The sequence below is a fragment of the Pseudomonas sp. TE21394 genome, assembly GCF_054057835.1.
Genome location: NZ_JBSRZR010000001.1, coordinates 438368 through 454724, shown reverse-complemented (window position 1 = coordinate 454724; position 16357 = coordinate 438368). Strand labels below are relative to the sequence as shown.

General features: G+C 57.7%; 14 protein-coding genes. 10 read left to right on the top strand and 4 right to left on the bottom strand.

The features are described from left to right. Positions 1–172 precede the first annotated feature (172 nt). The 10 genes from ihfB (at position 173) to ACVWZT_RS02045 (ending at position 10545) form a co-directional block, all read left to right on the top strand. Entirely contained in the window at positions 173–472 is a 300-nt protein-coding gene (ihfB, locus tag ACVWZT_RS02090) for an integration host factor subunit beta (protein WP_013971456.1), read from the top strand. A gap of 19 nt (positions 473–491) precedes the next feature. After that, entirely contained in the window at positions 492–755 is a 264-nt protein-coding gene (locus tag ACVWZT_RS02085) for a lipopolysaccharide assembly protein LapA domain-containing protein (RefSeq protein ID WP_296235441.1), read from the top strand. Between the two features lie 103 nt (positions 756–858). Next, positions 859–2289: an MBL fold metallo-hydrolase RNA specificity domain-containing protein gene (locus tag ACVWZT_RS02080; RefSeq protein WP_457467942.1), complete on the top strand. Its 1431-nt coding sequence runs from the start codon at positions 859–861 to the stop codon at positions 2287–2289. 444 nt (positions 2290–2733) lie between these two features. Next, positions 2734–3993 (top strand): glycosyltransferase family 4 protein, encoded by a 1260-nt coding sequence (locus tag ACVWZT_RS02075; RefSeq protein WP_296235439.1) that lies wholly within the window; start codon positions 2734–2736, stop codon positions 3991–3993. Then, a complete protein-coding gene (locus ACVWZT_RS02070) occupies positions 3990–4850 on the top strand; it encodes a dTDP-4-dehydrorhamnose reductase family protein (protein WP_440805648.1) in 861 nt (286 codons plus the stop codon). The genes ACVWZT_RS02075 and ACVWZT_RS02070 overlap by 4 nt, the downstream gene beginning before the upstream one ends. A 21-nt stretch (positions 4851–4871) precedes the next feature. Beyond that, a complete protein-coding gene (locus ACVWZT_RS02065) occupies positions 4872–5882 on the top strand; it encodes a polysaccharide biosynthesis protein (RefSeq protein WP_296235437.1) in 1011 nt (336 codons plus the stop codon). Further along, a complete protein-coding gene (wecB, locus tag ACVWZT_RS02060) occupies positions 5875–6999 on the top strand; it encodes a non-hydrolyzing UDP-N-acetylglucosamine 2-epimerase (RefSeq protein ID WP_457467940.1) in 1125 nt (374 codons plus the stop codon). Before ACVWZT_RS02065 ends, wecB begins: the two co-directional genes overlap by 8 nt. Before the next feature lie 217 nt (positions 7000–7216). Continuing rightward, the gene (locus ACVWZT_RS02055; RefSeq protein ID WP_457467938.1) at positions 7217–8143 is read left to right on the top strand and encodes an NAD-dependent epimerase/dehydratase family protein; all 927 of its coding nucleotides are present in this window, start codon (positions 7217–7219) and stop codon (positions 8141–8143) included. Positions 8144–8154: 11 nt separating this feature from the next. Continuing rightward, complete coding sequence (locus ACVWZT_RS02050) at positions 8155–9270, top strand: glycosyltransferase family 4 protein (protein WP_457467936.1); 1116 nt, start codon at positions 8155–8157, stop codon at positions 9268–9270. 108 nt (positions 9271–9378) lie between these two features. Next, on the top strand, positions 9379–10545 hold the full coding sequence (locus ACVWZT_RS02045; RefSeq protein ID WP_457467934.1) for an O-antigen ligase family protein: 1167 nt from the start codon (positions 9379–9381) through the stop codon (positions 10543–10545). A gap of 3 nt (positions 10546–10548) precedes the next feature. Here ACVWZT_RS02045 and ACVWZT_RS02040 read toward each other — a convergent pair whose 3' ends face one another. The 4 genes from ACVWZT_RS02040 to ACVWZT_RS02025 all read right to left on the bottom strand — a co-directional run bounded on the left by ACVWZT_RS02040 (position 10549) and on the right by ACVWZT_RS02025 (position 16046). Then, positions 10549–11946 carry a hypothetical protein gene (locus ACVWZT_RS02040; protein ID WP_457467932.1) on the bottom strand — a complete coding sequence of 466 codons (1398 nt, stop codon included), beginning with the start codon at positions 11944–11946 and terminating at the stop codon, positions 10549–10551. Positions 11947–12133: 187 nt separating this feature from the next. Further along, a complete protein-coding gene (locus ACVWZT_RS02035) occupies positions 12134–13771 on the bottom strand; it encodes a hypothetical protein (RefSeq protein WP_457467930.1) in 1638 nt (545 codons plus the stop codon). An 84-nt stretch (positions 13772–13855) separates the two neighbouring features. Beyond that, positions 13856–14761, bottom strand: coding sequence for a glycosyltransferase (locus tag ACVWZT_RS02030; RefSeq protein WP_296235430.1), 906 nt, complete (start codon positions 14759–14761; stop codon positions 13856–13858). Further along, complete coding sequence (locus tag ACVWZT_RS02025) at positions 14751–16046, bottom strand: lipopolysaccharide biosynthesis protein (protein WP_457467928.1); 1296 nt, start codon at positions 16044–16046, stop codon at positions 14751–14753. Before ACVWZT_RS02025 ends, ACVWZT_RS02030 begins: the two co-directional genes overlap by 11 nt. Positions 16047–16357: the final 311 nt, after the last annotated feature.

The following is a 16357-nucleotide window of genomic DNA, read 5'->3' as shown; positions in this document are numbered from 1 at the left end:
GCGCTAACCAGCCAAAACCCCACCCCGCCAAGCCCCGCCAGCTAGACCATTCCGACAAAACTTCAATCTTGAATTTTTTTATTAAGTCAAGAACCACCCTGTTCAAATCCTTCCCGGCGTGCTACAAACTGGTTAAGCAATGATCTAGCTGCTTGATAACGAAGGGAAAAATATGACGAAGTCGGAGCTGATCGAACGTATTGTCACCCATCAGGGGCTGCTCTCGTCCAAGGACGTGGAGTTGGCCATCAAGACCATGCTTGAACAGATGTCACAATGCCTTGCCACCGGTGATCGTATCGAAATCCGCGGTTTTGGCAGCTTCTCCCTGCACTATCGTGCACCGCGTGTCGGTCGTAACCCAAAGACCGGCCAATCGGTCAGCCTCGAAGGCAAGTTCGTGCCGCACTTCAAGCCCGGCAAAGAATTGCGCGACCGGGTCAATGAAGAAGAGCATGAGGCCCACACCTGATTCCACAAGGAGCAATCTGATGCGTAACCTCAAGCGCGCCCTGGCGGCGGTGTTCGTGCTGCTGTTGGCGGCTGTGGTGCTGTTCTTCGTGCTGGAGAACCAGCAAACCGTCTCGTTGGTCCTGTTCGGTTGGGCAGCCCCGGCCATGCCGGTCGCCGTGTTGGTCCTGGCCGCTCTGGTCATCGGCCTTGCAGTCGGCCCGCTGCTGGGGGCCTACAGCGTGCAGCGCAGCAAGCGCAAGATCAAGGCTTCTGCACGCCAGGCGGCATTGAACGGTAACTAAAGGCATTTCCTACATTAGTTTAGGAAAGTATCACCTATGCCAGCGCCAATCATCATGGAGTAATAGCGGACTACATTTTTCGGCTCAGGCGAGTGTGCGCAGCATGGAGTATCCGTTCCTTTCACATCACGGTGGTGTTCGCGGCGTCACCGGCTCCTGCCATCAACTACACCTCGCCCCGTCCAGCAGCCTGCTGATCGATTGCGGGCTGGAGCAGGGCGCCGATGCCGCGCCAGGCGCAGCATCGGCGCCGCTGGGCTTCGACGTGCAGGGTATCCAGGCCCTGGTCATAACTCATGTGCATCTCGACCACGTAGGGCGCATTCCGGCATTGCTGGCTGCGGGCTACCGTGGCCCGATCCTGTGCAGCGAGCCGTCCGCCCGGCTGCTGCCACTGGTGCTGGAGGATGCCTACAAGCTGGGCATCAGCAGCGAGCCCGCCCATGTAGCGAGGTATCTGGAATTCATCCACGACCTGATTGTGCCCCTGCCTTTCCAGCGGTGGCATACCCTGGTCGAGTGCCCCGACGTCACCTGCCGCATCCGCCTGCAGCGCGCTGGCCATCTGCTCGGTTCGGCCTATGTCGAATGCGACATGCAGTATGAACAAATCAGCACCCGCTACGTGTTCTCCGGTGACTTGGGGGCTTGCGGCAACCCCTTGCTGCGTCCCGTGCAACCCCCGGAACGGGCCGATGTGCTTGTGCTGGAAAGCACCTACGGTGACCGCCTGCACCCGCCTGCGGGCGATCGCGAGCAGCGGCTGGAAGCTGCCATCGACCGCGCCCTTGCAGACCAGGGCACGCTGCTCATTCCGGCCTTCAGCCTCGGCCGCACGCAGGAGCTGCTGTACGAGCTCGAGGGCATTCTTCACCGCAAGGCCTTGCTGAGCAAGGGCGGCCCGGCCCCCGATGACAACCCGCTTGACTGGTCGCAGTTCCCCATCATCCTCGACTCACCACTGGCCCAGCGCATTACCGGCGTATATCGGGAACTGCATGACTATTGGAATGACGAAGCCCGGGCGCGCTTTGCCGAAGGGCGCGACCCGTTGGGTTTCAGCCAGCTTATCAGTGTGGACACCCACGCCCGACACCACCAGGTGGTCAATTACCTGAAGAGCACAGGGCGGCCGGCGATCGTGATTGCCGGCAATGGCATGTGCTCGGGTGGGCGCATCGTCAATTACCTCAAGGCCATGCTGGGGGATCCACGGCATGAGGTGATGTTCGTCGGCTACCAGGCCAAGGGCACGCCAGGTGCGGTGATACAGGCCAGTGAAGGGGCGGAAGGGTTTGTGCAGATTGACCTGGATGGGCAGATGTATGAGATTCGCGCCAAAGTACTTACATTGGGTGGTTATTCAGGGCACGCCGATCAGGCAGGATTGCTCGCTTTTGCTTCGCGAGGTAAAGAACCCGCCGGGCTTGTGGTGCTGGTCCACGGCGACGCCGGTGCCAAGGTTGCGTTGCGCAGGGCTATCGAGACGGCGTTCAGTCAGCAGGGCCGTAAGGTCACGGTCAGCGTGCCATAGTGCAGATGCTGTAATGCGCGTAACAGGCGCAGCAGCCAGCGCATGCCGATCCATCCGATGGGTGGCAACTTTTTTTCGAGCGGTCGAGGAACTTGCCCGATGAAGGCACTGACTTACCAGGGATGCCTGGCCGGGGCTTGATGCGAGTCGCGCAGGATAGTAGTTTGATGACCGCGTCACAGCGGATACGACAAAACATAGCAAGCTACATACTTTTATGATGGCCAAAGGATGGCGGTCACCCGATAACTGCAATAACATGCGCCAACATCGGAATTGATCCCGGGGATGGTGGTGGGAGGCTTGTCTCCTGGTTTTCCGTGTTTCCTGGAATGGCGGCAAAACAGCCGCCCAGATTCAGTCTCGCCATCAAGCGGGGCCGCCGCGAGGGTTCAGGCATTTCATGCAGCACCGAAATCGCCACACGCAGAAGGATAAGTCAGTGTGACGCAAGTACCTTTGAAAATTGCTGTGGTCAGCCAGTATTTTTTTCCTGAGAACTTCATTATCAATGATATTGTTCAGGAACTGAGCGCGATGGGTGTGCATGTTGAAGTTTTTACCGGTAAGCCTAACTACCCTGCGGGTGAGGTTTTTCCCGGATATACCGCTCACGGTGCAGTTGAAGATCGTTTTGCCGAGAACGTGGTTGTTCATCGGGCGCCTTTGCGTCCGCGTAAAAAAGGCGGAGCAAAAAATCTAATTCTTAATTATTTTTCATTTGTCGCCAATGGCGTCAGGCATTTCACTCGTCATGCCAGACGCGGAAAATTCGATGTGTACTTCGTATTCGCACCGTCGCCCATCATTTCTGTAATTCCGGCATTGGCCATGAAGCGTGCCCATCCTGCCCCCGTCTTCCTCTGGGTGCAGGACCTGTGGCCGGAGAGCCTGGCTGCCACCGGTTTCGTACGTAACAAGTACCTGTTAACGATCGTGGGCTTGCTGGTACGCGGTCTGTACTGGGCCGTGGATGTGCTGCTGGTGCAGTCACGAGCATTCATTGACCCGGTCAAGCGCTACGCGCGGGCAGACAAAATAAGCTACTACCCCAACTCTTATCTGCAGCAGGATGATTCCGGCGAGATCGGCAGGTTGCCTGAGTCATTGACCACTTTGTTGCGTGATCACTTCTGCGTCGTGTTCGCCGGCAACCTGGGCAGCGCGCAAGGGCTGGCCACTGTTGTCGGGGCGGCGCGATTGCTGCAAGCCGAACATTCACAGTCCCGTATCGTGATGGTCGGTACCGGCAGCAAGGCTGAATGGCTGGCAGAGGAGAAGCGTAAGTGGGGCCTGGACAACTTGATCATTGCCGGTGCTTATCCACGCTCGGCGATGGCCGAACTGTTCGAACTTAGTGCCGTATTACTGGTTACACTCAAGCGAGACGAGATTTTCAGCTTTACCATCCCAAGCAAGGTGCAGGCCTACCTGGCAGCGGGCAGACCGATAATTGGCAGCCTGGATGGCGAAGGTGCCCGCGTCATCAACGAAGCCGGTGCCGGTATTACCTGCCCTGCCGATGATCCGACCGGGCTCGCGGCGTGCATCAAGTCGATGCTGGCCATGCCGCAAGCTCAGCGAGAGCAGATGGGCGCCAGGGCCAGGGACTACTTCTTGAAACATTTCGAACTCAAGGCCCAATGCAAGGCGCTGGTGCGTATGTTTGAACAACGGATTGAACAGGACAAGGCGACGCAATGAACATTTTGGTACTGGGTGTCTCGGGTATGCTGGGCAACGCCGTCTTCCGGTATTTCTCGGCCAATTCGCAACACCGGGTGATGGGCACGTTGCGTTCATCGTCCGGGTGCAGGTTTTTCACGCCAGATCAGGCCGAGCATCTGCTCTGTGGTGTAGATGTGCTCGATGCCGATGCGCTGATGGCGGCCTTCGCCAAGGCCCGGCCGGATGTGGTGGTCAACTGCGTGGGCTTGATCAAGCAACTTGCTGATGCCAAGGACCCGCTCACCGCGCTGCCGATCAACGCCATGCTTCCGCATCGTCTGGCAACGCTGTGCCGGGTAGCTGGTGCGCGCCTGATCCACGTCAGTACTGACTGTGTGTTTTCGGGTACCAAGGGCATGTATCGGGAACAGGATGAGTCGGACTGCACCGACTTGTATGGCAAATCCAAATACATTGGCGAATTGCATGACCTGGACCACGCCATAACCCTGCGCACATCAATTATTGGCCATGAGTTGCAGAGCAATGCATCGCTGGTCGACTGGTTCCTCTCTCAGCAAGGCTGCGTCAAAGGCTTTACCAAGGCAATTTTTTCAGGCCTGCCGACTGCCGAACTGGCTCGGGTGATGCTGGACTACGTTCTTCCCAATCCTTCGCTGAAGGGTCTTTACCACGTTTCTGCAGAGCCGATCGACAAGTATGAGCTGCTCAAGCAAGTGGCGAAGGTTTATGGCAAGGATATCCAGATCGTACCGGATGACAAACTGGTAATCGATCGTTCGCTGGACTCTACTCGCTTCCGCGCGGATGCGGGCTACCAGCCACCTTCCTGGCCGGCGCTCATACAATTCATGCACGCACAGCGTCAATAACGAACAACAAGGAGCGTACCCGTGTTCGATAACAAGATCCTGATGATTACTGGTGGTACCGGCTCTTTCGGTAATACTGTCCTCAAGCGTTTTCTCAACACCAACGTCAAGGAAATACGTGTTTTCAGCCGCGACGAGAAAAAGCAGGAAGATATGCGTATTGCCTTGTCCAACGACAAGGTGAAGTTTTATATCGGCGATGTACGTGACTATCAAAGCGTGTCAGAGGCCATGGTCGGGGTCGACTACATCTTCCATGCTGCTGCGTTGAAGCAGGTGCCGTCCTGTGAGTTCTACCCGATGGAAGCCGTGAAGACCAATGTCATCGGTACCGAAAACGTGTTGAACGCGGCCATCGCCAACGGGGTGAAGCGCGTGGTGGTGTTGAGTACCGACAAGGCGGTATACCCAATCAACGCGATGGGCATTTCCAAAGCCATGGCAGAAAAACTGATGGTTGCCAAATCGCGGATGATTCCGCAGAACGGCCCGGTGATTTGCGCCACCCGTTACGGCAATGTAATGGCCTCACGAGGGTCGGTTATTCCGCTGTTTGTCGATCAGCTCAAGGCCGGCAATGAACTGACCGTGACCGACCCGAACATGACTCGCTTCCTGATGTCGCTCGAGGACTCGGTGGATCTGGTGCTGCACGCTTTCGAGAACGCCCAGCAAGGTGATATCTTCGTGCAGAAAGCGCCAGCGTCCACTGTGCAGGAGCTGGCCGAAGCGCTGCGCCAGCTGTTCAAGCGGGAAAACCCGATCAAGGTAATCGGTACCCGGCATGGTGAGAAACTCTACGAGTCGCTCATATCTCGTGAGGAAATGGCCAAGGCCGACGACATGGGCCGTTACTACCGTATTCCGGCCGATAACCGTGACCTGAATTACAAGAAGTACTTTGTCGAAGGTGAGCAGCATATCTCCGAGCTGGACGACTACACCTCACACAACACCGAGCGGCTCGACATCGATGGCATCAAGGCTCTGTTGCTGAAACTCGACTATATCCAGGAACAACTCAATGCTTAAGGTCATGACCTTGGTCGGTACCCGGCCTGAACTGATCAAGATGAGCCGCGTCATCGCCGAGCTCGACGAGCAGGCCAACCATGTGCTGGTGCATTCCGGCCAGAACTACGATTACGAGCTCAACCAGGTATTCTTTGATGACCTGGGTATTCGCAAACCGGACCATTTTCTGGGGGCAGTGGGAGCCACGGCTGCCGGGACCATCGCCGAAGTCATCGCCAAGTCCGATGAAATCTTCGAGCTGGAAAAACCCGACGCTTTGCTGCTGTACGGCGACACCAACACCTGCCTGGCGGTGATCGCTGCCAAGCGCCGAAAGATCCCTGTGTTCCATATGGAGGCAGGTAACCGCTGCTTCGATCAACGCGTGCCGGAAGAGTTGAACCGCAAGGTGCTCGATCACCTCAGCGACATCAATATGGTGCTGACCGAGCATGCCCGGCGCTATTTGCTGGATGAAGGCATTCGTCCGGAAACCATCATCAAGACTGGTTCGCACATGCAGGAAGTGCTGGACTACTATCGGCCTCGGATCGACGCTTCCACGGTGCTCGAACGCGAGGGGCTGGAAGAGGGCAAGTACTTCATCGTCAGCACGCATCGCGAAGAGAACGTCGATACCCCGCAGAACCTGCGTGACCTGCTGGCCTCGCTGCGCGCCCTGGCCGACAGCTATGGCCATCCGATCATCGTTTCCACCCACCCACGTACCCGCAAGCGCCTCGAGGACCTGGGCGAAAGCCTGGACCACCCACTGATCCGCTTTGTCAAACCCTACGGCTTGCTGGATTACATCCGGCTGCAGATGGGGGCGCTCTGCGTGCTTTCCGACAGCGGTACCATCACCGAAGAGGCTTCTTTGCTGAACCTGCCGGCGGTCACCATCCGCAACGCCCATGAGCGACCGGAGGGGATGGATGAAGGCACCCTGATCATGTGCGGCCTGACACCGGGCCGTGTGCTGGACGCGGTGCGCGTGGTGATCAGCCAACATGACCGCAACCAGCGGGTGATCCCGGTGGTGCAGGATTACCTGGGCGGGCCGGTTTCCAAGCAGGTGGTACGGATCGTGTACAGCTACACCGATTACATCAATCGTACGGTGTGGTCCAAGTAAGCGACCCGAGGCTGATCCCGTCACCCCGCGCTGATCGGTGCTGCTCTGCAGCCCATTGCCCGGCAAGCCGGTGCCACAAGTAATGAGCAGAAATTGTCGATGGCGAGCTCTCTGCCGGGCTTGCCGACACTGGGCGGCGAAGTGGCCCTTCTGGTCTGCTGACAGGTATCAGGCCCACACTGTACCCCGCCTTGGCTGATGGAGAAGCGAACGGCCTATGAACACGCTGGTGGTAATTGGGGGAAGCGGCTTTGTTGGCCGACATTTCCTGGCTGTATGCGACGCGTTGAAAGACACGGAAGTCATCTATGCGGTCCACCGTACCGAACCCGAATGGTTGGCCAATGCCACGGTGCAAGTGGCCCGCTTTGACGTGAATGAATCCACGAGCCTCGCAGCCATACTGGTGCCCGGCTGCACAGTGATCAACCTGTTGCGGCCCGATGGCAGTGGCTGGTTCGAGCCGGCTATCGCCAATGTGCTCGCCGCTTGCAACGAAGCACGCATCAAGCGCTATGTGCACGTATCGAGTATCGATGTATTCGGTGCTGCTCCGGACGCCGTGGTCGACGCCGACACGCAGCTTGAACCCAGGACGCCTTATGAACGTGAGCACGCCGCTGCTGAAGCGTTGGCGCGCATGGTGCCGGCTGAGAGCTTCGAAGTGCTGGTGTTGCGTCTAGGCGCGGTGTTTGGTGATGGTGGGCTGAACATCGTGTCGTTTGTTCGTGAGGTGTCCGTCGCGCCCGTCTGGAAGCTGGCGTTGCGGCGGATCCTTTATGGCCCGCGCCGCATGCATCTGGTCAGTGTGGAAAAGGTCGCACAAACCTTGGCATTCGTAGCCTACGTGCCACAGGTAAGCCAAGGGGAAGTGGTGCTAGTAACGGATGATGCGGCGCCGGAAAACAACTTTGGTCACCTGCAGGATGCCTTGATGCAGGCGTTTGGCCGGCCCTCGATCAGCTACTTGCCGCATCTGCCGCCGGCATTGCTCGGGTTGCTGTTGCGTATGCGCCGTATCAGCAATGCCAACCCAATGCGTCGCTTCAGCGAGCAGCGGCTTGCCGAGTGGCAGCAGCCGCCCACGGCAGACTTCAAGCAACAATTGCAGCGCTACATTGCCCTGCTGAGGGCATCGGCATGAGGGTGTTGTTGGTGAATATTTCGCTGGATGCCAAGCTTGGCGGTGGTACAGCCGAGCGCACCCGGCACCTGGCGCTGCACCTGGCCAAAGCCGGTAGCACCTGCGAAGCCGTAGCCATGACCGGCAATTCATGGCAACGGGAGTTTGATGAGCAGGGGGTAAAAAGCTACATCACGGGGAGAATCGGTTCGCGCTTCCCGATCCCGTTGCTCAACCCTTGGCGAGCTTGGCGCGCTGTACGCAGGGCGGATGTACTGCACATCATGGGCTACTGGAACTTGTTGAGTATCGCCATGGGCCTGCTGGCGTTGCTGGGTCGGCGCCCTTATATCCTGTGTCCGGCAGGCGAATTCGCGTCAGTGGGTTCGCCGCGTCCGATCATGAAGGTGTTTCACCTGCTGCTGGGCCGCTGGTTGATCAAGGGGGCCGCAGGTTTTATCGCCATTACCGACCTGGAACAAGGGCTGATTGCGCAGGTGGCAGGCGTGCCGGCAGCTTCCATTCCGGTTATCGGCAACGCCGTGGCTGACCCAGGTCCGGCGCGACGGACAGAGGTTGTACAACTGCCGAGCGAGCCCTTTATCCTGTTCATGGGGCGGCTGGCACCAGTCAAAGGGCCTGACTTCCTGATCCAGGCCTATCTCGACACGCCTGCGGCGCAACGATACCCCTTGGTGATGGCTGGGCCGGACTTTGGCATGCAGCAGGACCTGCAGGCTCAAGTGGATGCCTCGGGGCTGGCTGGACGCATTCACTTCATCGGCTTTCTTGATGAAGCACAGCGTACCCAGGTGTACCGTCAGGCAATGATGCTGGTCATCCCTTCGCGTTCGGAGGCCATGTCGCTGGTCGCACTGGAAGCCGGGATTGTCGGGTTACCGGTTTTGCTCACCGACACCTGTGGTTTCAATCAGGTCGAGCAGGTGCAAGGAGGGCTGGTGGTTCCAGCCAGTGCAGCGGGCATCGCTTCGGGTCTTGAGCGTATGTTGGCTGACCCTGCCGAGCTCAGGGCAAAAGGCGGGCGACTCAAGGCTTACATTACCGAACATTACACCTGGTCAGCCATGGTGCAGGTGATGTTGCAGCGTTTTGCCCGGCTGTTGCGTACGGGGTCGATGGTGGAGTAGGCGCGCCCGACGGCTCCGCTGACGGCCATCGCCGCAGTGTGATCTTCGGCAACGCCGGATAAAGGGGCGCAGCTGTCCAATTAATGGTTCATGGCGGTCAGGTTTGAAATGTCGGTGCTTGAGCGTTGGTATAAAAGAGCTACCCAGGAGCACGTGCTGCTGGCGTTATTTTTCCTGGCGATATTTTATGGAAATGTCTATGCAAGGGTCACACTACCGCTTGCGATGTATATCCTGCCGCTCCTGGCGTTGCGCCTGAAGATCAGGCCGATCAGGTCGCTCAGGTGGCAGGCGGTATTGCCTGCGCTGGCTTGCCTACCGGTGGTATTCCAATTTTTCGGCGGGTATCCGCCTATCAAGAATGATATCTCCGTCTACTTTTGTTTTTTTTACTCTGCGGTAGCCATCATGGTGGTAAGCAGGTGTAGCGTCGGCGAGTTACTAGTGCAGAACTGCATGCTCTTCGGCTGTGTATTGATTGCGTTCATCATGCTGTCACATATCGGGCTCGGTTACCGTGAGCAACTCGATTTCTACACCTTGAAAAACCTGGTTGCGACGCCTCTGGGCAGCTCCAATTATCTGGCCGTATTCCTGCTGCTTGGCATTCTGGTGGCCTTGTATGCCAGGCAGTACCTCTGTGCCATTGCACTGGTTGGGGCGTTCATGTTCACATTTTCGCGTACCGGGTACGCGATGTTGGTCATCGCGGTGGCCATCTGGTTGCTCGACACCAGAACAACCCTGCTTTCCCGTTATCCGCGCTTTTTTGCCTTCGCGTTCATTATCTGCAGCCTGATGGTGTTCCTTACTGCTTTTTTCATGAAAGGCGGGCTGCCGGAGTCTCTGTCCATTCGCGTGGGCCTATGGCATGCAGCGGTATATCACATTGTCGATCATCCACTGATCGGCACACCACGCTCTGAATACTTTTATATTTTCAACGGTTTGGCATGGGATCCGCATAATTCGGTGTTGAACATGCTTCTGTTGCTGGGGGTAGGCGGTACTGCAGTGTACTTGTTTTACCTTTACTGCGTCATGCGGCTGTTTTCGCAATTGGCAAGCAGCTCGACATTCTGGCGCTCGGTGTTCATAGGGGCGGCCGTTACGCTGCTGTGGAGCCTTTTCGAGGTGGTTTTACTGACCCCGGCTTATGACACATTGCTGGCATCGCTGTTTGCGCTGGCTATCGCCAGAGGTCCGCACCCGGAAGTGGCCACGTCGCCAGCGTTGGCTGACGACGCAAGCGTCGTTCTGAGCGCTGCAAAATGAGGCTCAGCTTGCCGGTTGCGCTTCGCTGGTCGACTTGCGGCGCCCAGCCAGGGTTGAGCTGCAGATGAACATTGTGAATGCATAAGGCATCCATACTATCGGGCGCTGGTAGATGCTCAGTGCAAACAGCGCGAAGAACAGCAATACCCACAAGCGGCGCTTGGCGCTATGGGTTATGGCCAGGCTCAGGCTGATCATGGCCAGCGCGAACAGCAGGGCACCGATCAGGCCGAAGTCTGTGAGTATGCGAGTCACTACCTGTGATACGCCGCCATGGACCACACTGGAATCGGCACCCATGCCGAACAGCAGGGTGCGGGTGTCTGCACCCAGGTAGCGAGCGAAGAGCTTGTCCATCTCCGGTAACGAGCGGTTATTGATGTACTGGGTCTGGCGCAATTGTTGGTCAGGTTCTGGCTGTTGCACTGCAAGCGGTGCGATAGGCACTGCGGTGCCAGTGCTGGCCGCCGATGACGAGGCTGGTTTACCCAAGGGGTCAACCCGTTCTTCCTGCAGGGAAGGGTCCGGTTCCATTAACCGTGCCTGCGTTGCCACAGGCAGAGCTGGTTGCGGGTCTGGCCCCCTGGGCTTGAGGATGCCCAGTACCAGCAAGCCGAAAAGCCCGAGGATGGCGAGCGGCAGCAGGGGTAGTGGCGAGCGGGCTTGTACCAGGCGGAACAGGAAACCGAGGGAAGCCATGACGATGAAGGCAAGGGAAAACGACAGCACACCACCAATGAAGATGACGAAAAAGGGGAAAGGCTTGAGTCGGAAGCGGTTGCCCGCCAGCAAGAATGCTGACAACGTGCCGACCATGCCGGGTTCGTCATACACTGCGCACAGCCGGTAGAGTTCGCCCCCCCAAGGCAGCGACAAGTGGTTGCCAGACAACAACAGTGCCCCCGGCGCATGCAAGTAGAACCCCCCGGCCTCTGCCATTGCAGGGTTGAGGAGAGGCAGGTGGTCCATTTGCAGTGGCAAGCCGACAATCTTGCACAGCGACACCAAGATGCCCGGGATCAGGCTGAGCGCGAAGAACCAGCCAAACCATTGCAGTATCTTGCCGCGACGCTGGTCGGAGAATACTGCGAGGGCAAACAGGGTTGGTAGTACGAAATACCAGCGCGTTGTGCTGCCATCAATCTTTGGCAACATGCTTATATAAAGCACGAACAAACAGATCAGGATAAAACCGGGAACCTCACCCCGCCGCGGTCGGTCGCCGAGCAGCAGGGCAACAATGGCCAGGCAACCGGAAACCATGCCAGCGATGGCCATATGACGCAGCGAATGCCAGAGAAAATACGGATTCAACGTTACCCAAGCGCAAAGCGCAAAAAGCGGTGCCAGCATGACGTCAATGGCCGCGAAATTACCATAAGTCCTGATAGCTACTGTCATCGTGAGGGGTCCTGCCTTATCAAATCTGAGCCATGCCGACTACCGGACAATCTCGGGTTTGACCCGGCTCAGGATTGGGAGGTTGACCTGACTGTGACAAGGAGCGAGCGCAAGGGTGCAGTCTTCCACCCCACGTTCGTCGGATACCTACGGCAAAGCCTTTCTGTCTTTTAAAGGAATGAATGCACTAAAGGGTTGGTATGAGCGCGACGTTTTCGGTTGTCTGGGAGGTGACAATAATGCGTGCCAGATACAAGCCGGCGATGAACCCGAGTATTTCTATAAGAAAGAACATCTGCACCCGTGGGAAGTTGGTCTGTACTAGCAGATAGGCCAGGGCCACACCAATGGCAGCGCGAGTAAAGATATTACCGACCAGCAGGCTTGCAAACCGTTCGACAAGAATGCCAGCGAAGAACAACAGCGCCAGACCTACGACCAGTACGGCCAGGTTGCCGCTATAGAGCAAGATGGCCAGCGGGCCGGGGATGGTCATGAAAGTGAAGTTTTCGAAGGTCTGATACTGCGCGTTCGACATGCGCTGGTAGATGGCCTGAGTGCCGGCTTCCGGGCGTTCGGTCAGGCTGCGCTGAAATAGTGGCCAGCCGGTTTGTTCGTGGCTGACCACCGCCAATACACCCTCAAGGCCAACCCAACGGTCCACTACCAGCTTACTCAGTTCCAATAACATACCTTTCCAGCGGGCACGCTTTAGCTCAGTAGTTTCGGCAACGGGAGCTACCTTCACAGGATCCGGCTCCGCGCCGACAGGCGCGATTGTTACAGGATTGGCGATCATGGATAACAGAGGCATCGCCGGAACCAATACACCTGCGATCGCCTGTGCTGACTCGGCTGAGGTAATGAGCAGGCTGCTCACAGGGCGAGCAGCTGTCAGGCTGATATCGCTCGCCGGCTCCTCGCTGCTAATCACTGGCGTCGTGATTGGCCGGGCCTGGGCGAAGGAGTGCAGGCGGTCAGCAGACACCAGCAGCAGTGATGCCACGAACAATACCCCGGTCACCAGCAGGATCCTGACCCATTGGACCAGGCGCAATGCCGCTGCCAGATCGCGACCATGTACCAGATAAACCACCAACGGTGCGGCCACGTGCAGAATCATCTGCGCCCGGCTGCCCATGGACACCGCCGTAACCGCGCCTTCAACGATGAGAATGTAGAAAAGTGTTTCCAGTTTCATCTGGCGCGTCTGTACCAACCAATAGCCCAGCGTGGCGAGCAGGATCAGGTTGCCCCAGGCAATCATGAACGAAACCAGTACGTAGACGTAGCTGTGTAGCTTGAGCGTAGGCTCGGTACCGACCTTTAGAACAGCGAACCTGAAATTGACGGCCAGCAGCACGACGGTGAGCAAAACTGCCAACCACATGGACGGTTTGAGCAACGCGCGTGGCCGATCGATGGAAATGGTCGCAGGCGGTTGCAGGCGCGCGGCAAAGGCCTGACAAGCCAGTAATGTGGCAAATGCAGTGTTCAGGGCCAGCATGGCCGAGTCCCAAGCCTGCGGTGTGTTATCGAAGGCACCGATCGGCTCGATGAACTGCGTGGCAAAAATGAAGTGCAGAACCAGCTTTGCCCAGCAACCGAGAATCAGGAAAGTCAGCAGGAAGAGCGAGAAGAAGCTGGTGCGGTTGGTCAGCACGCTGCGTACCAGCAAGCCGGCCAGAACACCATTGAGCAGCAGCGGTGTCAGGGACGCCGGGTAACTTGCGGCTGCGGCAAGGGTCGCCATGGCAATCAGCAGTAACGCACTGGCTTGCAGGTAGCGGTTATCCAGCGGGTGAGCCTGCACGATCTGATTCATCCGCGCACTCCAAGTGGGGAATAGCTGTTTAGATGTGTCTCGGTACCTGTGGGACCGCTGCACCCACAGATACTGCAGCAGGCTTCAGGCTTTGGACTTGGGCCTGAAAATGGTTAGTACGTAACTGACCATTTTGCGTGAAAGAATCGACGGAGGATCCAGCAGAGCGGCTTTGCCCATACGTACCAAGAACATCGCATAGCGCCCGGAAAACCCGTGCATGAAGCCGGAAAGCATATGGGCATTGGCAATGGCCTTGCGTTTCCAGCCAAGAATGGAGGGCGAGAGGCCATTGGTCTGGTAAAGGCTGTTGATTACCTTGAGTGGCTCGTCGGAGCGTTCGGCGTTGCACGGGTTATAGGTGGTCGAGCCTGAGTGAATACGGAAGTCCGCCAGGGGTTCGGCTACTCGAATAAATGGCCCGTACTGGCAAAGACGCAGGAAAAAGTCCATGTCCGGAATGTTGCGCAGCCCGGTGTTCCAGCCACCGACCTTGTCCCACACGGCGCGGCGGAACAGCGCACCGGGGCCAGGCAGGCACTGGAAGTTGGCGATCAGCAGCCGCTCTTCGTAATCGGGAGTTTGAACTGTTCGCACATGTTTGGAATGTTCATCAATGACGCAGAAGTCCGGGTAGGCCAGCACAGCCTCAGGGGCCTTGGCCATGGCTGCGACGATGGCCTCGACGGCACGCGGGTGCAAGCGGTCATCGGCGCTCAGATAGCCAAGCAACTCGCCCGTACTCTGCTGCCAGCCGAAGTTCATCGCCGCGCTCTGCCCAGCGTTGGCCTGACGGTGGCGAATGAAATGGCCCGGGTGTTGCTCCAGCAGCCCAGGAGTGTCGTCTGTGGAGCCATCATCGACGACGATCAGTTCCACGTTCGGATAGGTCTGCTGCAGCACGCTGTCGATCGCATCCAGTACATAGCGCCCGGTGTTGTAGGTAGGAATGACGATCGAAACCTTGGGCTGTATGTTGCTAGCGACCATGAGATACCTTTCGACGGTAATAGAGGTGCACGAACCGGCGCAATGAAACGTAATCGGCGGTGGTGCTGAGGTTGAATATCCGTTTCACGCAGTGAATCTGTGCCAGCGACTGGCAGATACCGCCGAGGCTGTATACCACGGCCAAACCGATGATTCCATACAACCACATTGCCAGCAGTCCGGCGGTAATCATGCATAGCCCGCTGATGACCGAAATACGCATGGCCACGTGCTGTTTCTGTAGCATCATCAGCACGAAGCCGGCAGTACCGGCGTAAGTCTGCGCCAGTTGCGAAATGCCCAAGATGGCAAATATATAGTACGCATCGGCATATTCACTGGACCACACATGCGTCAGCACGAACTGGCCACACGCAATGAACAGCAGATAGCCTGCAAGCCCCAATAGCGTCGCCGCTCCCGCACCTACCCCCATTACGCGCTGCAGATAACGTTTCTTGCCGCGCACCCAGATACGCCCAATCGAGGGCGCGACGACGGTGTTGATCACTGCCAGCGGGATCAGTACCAAGGCTGCCAGGCGTGAAGCCAGACCATAGATGGCCAGCCCGGGCGCATCACCGAACCAGGCGATGATCCACAGGTCGGCCTGCGACATTACGAACAGCACTGCGGTGGTTGTCAGATTGGGCCGGGTTTCTCGCAGCAACGTACTATAGCCGATACTGGTATTCGGCTTGCCCCGGGGTTGCGCCCGATACCATTGGCACAGGCTCCAGGCCCCGAGCAAGGTGGTGCAGCCGGCGCCCACGGCGCCAGCCAGGATCAGCGTGCTCAGTTCAATGTGCAGCTCGCCGCGCCAGGCCAGGATAACCGTAGCCGCGCTGGCCAGACTGGCCCCGGTGGTCAGGAAGCTGGCCTGCACGAAATGGCCCAAGGCACGATGCTGCTCGGCCAGAACGGTGCTGATCGCCGCCAGGATCATGCTTAGCGACACCAGCGGGGCAATGCCATGCAGCATCCGCAGCAGGTCGTCACCTTCGTAACGTGACAGTACCTGCATAAAAATATTGAACCCCACTGCCAGGGCAATGGTCGACAGCACCGCCAACAGCAGAGTGCGGCGTAACAGCTGCTTTACCTGGCCCCCGTCGCGGTGCCCCTGCGCGGTGGAGATGCAGGCAGGCGCGGTAATGCTCAGGCCGAGCTGGCCCAAGGTGGCCAGTGCAGCGATAAGCGATTGGGCCAGGAAGAACAACCCGACCGAAGTCTGCGACATGGTCAGAGGAATGATGATGCCGGTCAGGGCGCCGGTGCCCAACAACAGGAATCGGCCAAATATCGCAGCTATGCTTGCCGCGATCGGAGAAGAAAGCGCGTTGGTGACTTTCCCTGTGGACATGAGTTCTTATAGATACCTTTGGGGGAGGACGGATTCTGTTTTGTTTTGCATGGGCTGTCCATGCTCTGGACGCTTCGACATCAGGGGAGTTGATATCGATCAGGGCCAGGCCGGGTATTCGGACAGCCGATTTGTAGTTTTGCTCCAGATTCATTAGGGTCTCGAGTAACTACCGTGTTCACCCCGCGCTACACACTGCCGTGTTGGCGTTTTCGAGGAATATTTGTCAGTAA

Bases quoted from the DNA above. Each gene is read 5' to 3' on its own strand.
- ihfB (WP_013971456.1), top strand. From the start codon at position 173: ATGACGAAGTCGGAGCTGATCGAACGTATTGTCACCCATCAGGGGCTG.
- ACVWZT_RS02085 (WP_296235441.1), top strand. From the start codon at position 492: ATGCGTAACCTCAAGCGCGCCCTGGCGGCGGTGTTCGTGCTGCTGTTG.
- ACVWZT_RS02080 (WP_457467942.1), top strand. From the start codon at position 859: ATGGAGTATCCGTTCCTTTCACATCACGGTGGTGTTCGCGGCGTCACC.
- ACVWZT_RS02070 (WP_440805648.1), top strand. From the start codon at position 3,990: ATGAACATTTTGGTACTGGGTGTCTCGGGTATGCTGGGCAACGCCGTC.
- wecB (WP_457467940.1), top strand. From the start codon at position 5,875: ATGCTTAAGGTCATGACCTTGGTCGGTACCCGGCCTGAACTGATCAAG.
- ACVWZT_RS02055 (WP_457467938.1), top strand. From the start codon at position 7,217: ATGAACACGCTGGTGGTAATTGGGGGAAGCGGCTTTGTTGGCCGACAT.
- ACVWZT_RS02045 (WP_457467934.1), top strand. From the start codon at position 9,379: ATGTCGGTGCTTGAGCGTTGGTATAAAAGAGCTACCCAGGAGCACGTG.
- ACVWZT_RS02040 (WP_457467932.1), bottom strand. From the start codon at position 11,946: ATGACAGTAGCTATCAGGACTTATGGTAATTTCGCGGCCATTGACGTC.
- ACVWZT_RS02035 (WP_457467930.1), bottom strand. From the start codon at position 13,771: ATGAATCAGATCGTGCAGGCTCACCCGCTGGATAACCGCTACCTGCAA.
- ACVWZT_RS02030 (WP_296235430.1), bottom strand. From the start codon at position 14,761: ATGGTCGCTAGCAACATACAGCCCAAGGTTTCGATCGTCATTCCTACC.